The sequence below is a fragment of the Pyramidobacter sp. C12-8 genome, from assembly GCF_002007215.1.
Lineage (GTDB): Bacteria > Synergistota > Synergistia > Synergistales > Dethiosulfovibrionaceae > Pyramidobacter.
In genome coordinates this window covers 1-2,921 of record NZ_MUHX01000054.1, presented here as the reverse complement: position 1 = coordinate 2,921, position 2,921 = coordinate 1, and the positions used below count along the sequence as shown (strand labels likewise).

Below are 2,921 nucleotides of genomic sequence, written 5' to 3'. Positions count from 1 at the left end.
GATCCGCGGATATCTGAATGGGGCAACCCCACGGGTGCAGACCCGTGACTCCGTAAAGGAGAGGAACCCGGTGAAGTGAAACATCTCAGTAGCCGGAGGAAAAGAAATCGAAGAGATCCCCCCAGTAGTGGTGAGCGAACAGGGGCCAGCCTAAACCCCCGCAGTGCAAGGCAGCAGCCGTTGCTGCGGAGGGAGTTGCGGGACAGTCGAGGAAGCGCTGCTGAGCTTCCGCAGAGTAAGAAAAGCTCGGGTTAGTCGAATCGTGTTGGAAAAGCGAGCCGCAGAACGTGAAAGCCGCGTAGACGAAAACCCGATCCCTCTGAAGACCGAATCCCAAGTAGAGCGGAGCACGAGAAATTCCGTTTGAATCCGGGCCGCCCATGGTCCAAGGCTAAATACTGTAAGTGACCGATAGCGCATAGTACCGAGAGGGAAAGGTGAAAAGCACCCCGGGAGGGGAGTGAAAGAGACCTGAAATCGTATGCCTACAAGCAGTTGGAGCTGGAAATACAGCGATGTATGGAAAGTGACAGCGTGCCTATTGAAAAATGAGCCGGCGAGATATTGCATGCAGCGAGGTTAAGGGATGAAGTTCCGGAGCCGAAGCGAAAGCGAGTTCGAAGAGAGCGCGAAGTTGCCTGCAATAAACCCGAAGCCTGACGATCTAGCCATGGGCAGGTTGAAGTGGGGGTGAAACCCCATGGAGGACCGCACCAGTGCCTGTTGAAAAAGTCTTGGATGACCTGTGGTTAGGAGTGAAAAGCTAATCGAGTTAGGTAATAGCTGGTTCTCCCCGAAATGCATTGAGGTGCAGCCTTGATGGATTCGTGACGGAGGTAGAGCGACTGACAGCTCAAGCGGTCCTGGGGGATTTGCGCGAGCCATCAAACTCCGAATGCCGCCACGTAGAAATCAGGAGTGAGACCGCGGGTGATAAGGTTCGTGGTCGAAAGGGAAACAGCCCAGATCATCAGCTAAGGCCCCGAAGAGCATGCTAAGTGTGACAAGGATGTAGGGACCCCGAAACAGCCAGGAGGTTGGCTCAGAAGCAGCCATCCTTTAAAGAGTGCGTAACAGCTCACTGGTCGAGGACCCCCGCGCCGAAAATGTAGGGGGCTAAGCATGCCGCCGAAGCTATGGGATAGAGCAATCTATCGGTAGGGGAGCGTAGTCAGCGGGACGAAGCGAAATTGTAAAGTTTCGTGGACAGCTGAGTAGTGAGAATGCCGGCATGAGTAACGACATATTTGCGAGAATCAAATACACCGGAAGACCAAGGATTCCTGGGGAAGGTTGATCCGCCCAGGGTAAGGCGGGGCCTAAGTCAAGGCTGAAAAGCGTAGATGATGGACAGCAGGTTGAAATTCCTGCCCCGCGATAAGTTCGCTACGACCGAAGCAGCGACGCAGAAAGCTAGACAGGCCGGCTGATGGAAGAGCCAGTCCAAGGAAGCAGGCTGGGGCGACAGTCAAGCACATCGCCCCGTCAAGGCCGAGATCCGAGAGGGAGCCTCATTTCGAGGCGAAGCTGTTGAAGCTCCGCTGCCAGGAAAACCTGCTAGGGAGAACTTATGGCGCCCGTACCCGAAACCGACACAGGTGGTCAAGCTGAGCAAGCTAAGGTGAGTGGAATAACTCTCGTTAAGGAACTCTGCAAGTTAACTCCGTAACTTAGGGAGAAGGAGTGCTGCCCCCGTCAATCGTAAGGTGAAGCGGGGAGCAGCCACAGAAACCAGGCTCAAGCGACTGTTTACCAAAAACACAGGACTCTGCATAAGACGCAAGTCGAAGTATAGAGTCTGACGCCTGCCCGGTGCTGGAAGGTTAAATGGAAGAGTGAGCCGCAAGGCGCAGCTTGGAAATGAAGCCCCAGTAAACGGCGGCCGTAACTATAACGGTCCTAAGGTAGCGAAATTCCTTGTCGGGTAAGTTCCGACCTGCACGAATGGCGTAACGATTTGAGCGCTGTCTCAACGAGAGATCCAGTGAAATTGTGGTACCGGTCAAGACGCCGGTTCCCCGTGGTAGGACGGAAAGACCCCATGGAGCTTTACTGTAGCCTGATACTGATATTTGAAATCACATGCACAGGATAGGTGGGAGGCGGAGAAGAGAGAGCTTTGGCTTTCTTGGAGCCATCGTTGGGATACCACTCTTGTGATTTCGAATGTCTAACTTTAGCGTCTGAATCGACGAAGAGGACACAGTCAGGCGGGCAGTTTGACTGGGGCGGTCGCCTCCCAAAGAGTAACGGAGGCGCGCAAAGGTCAACTCATGGCGAATGGAAACCGCCAAGAGAGCGCAAGGGTATAAGTTGGCTTAACTGCGAGAGAGACATTTCGAGCAGAGACGAAAGTCGGTCCTAGTGATCCGGCGGTGCTGAATGGAAAGGCCGTCGCTCATCGGATAAAAGCTACCCTGGGGATAACAGGCTGATCTCCCCCGAGAGTTCCCATCGACGGGGAGGTTTGGCACCTCGATGTCGGCTCGTCGCATCCTGGGGCTGTAGCAGGTCCCAAGGGTTGGTCTGTTCGCCCATTAAAGCGGTACGCGAGCTGGGTTCAAAACGTCGTGAGACAGTTTGGTCCCTATCCACCACGGGCGCAAGATATTTGAGGGGAGCTGCTCCTAGTACGAGAGGACCGGAGTGGACGTACCACTGGTGTATCTGTTGTGGCGCCAGCCGCATCAGCAGAGTAGCCAAGTACGGCCCGGATAACCGCTGAAGGCATCTAAGCGGGAAACCGCCCCCAAGATGAGATATCTCATACCAGAAGGTAGTAAGGTGTCCCCGAGACGAGGGGTTCGATAGGCCGGGAATGGAAGCGTTGCGAGACGTTGAGTTAACCGGTACTAATACACCGAGGCCTTAACCTGTTTCAGTTTCGTGCTGTTCGAGAGAAGAGAAACGAAAAGAAGAAA

The 2,921-nt window shown here is 54.4% G+C and carries 1 rRNA gene; it reads left to right on the top strand.

Annotated features, from left to right (window positions below):
- Positions 1–2,876: ribosomal RNA gene (locus tag B0D78_RS11980) — 23S ribosomal RNA — on the top strand; the annotation flags it as partial.
- Positions 2,877–2,921 lie beyond the last annotated feature (45 nt).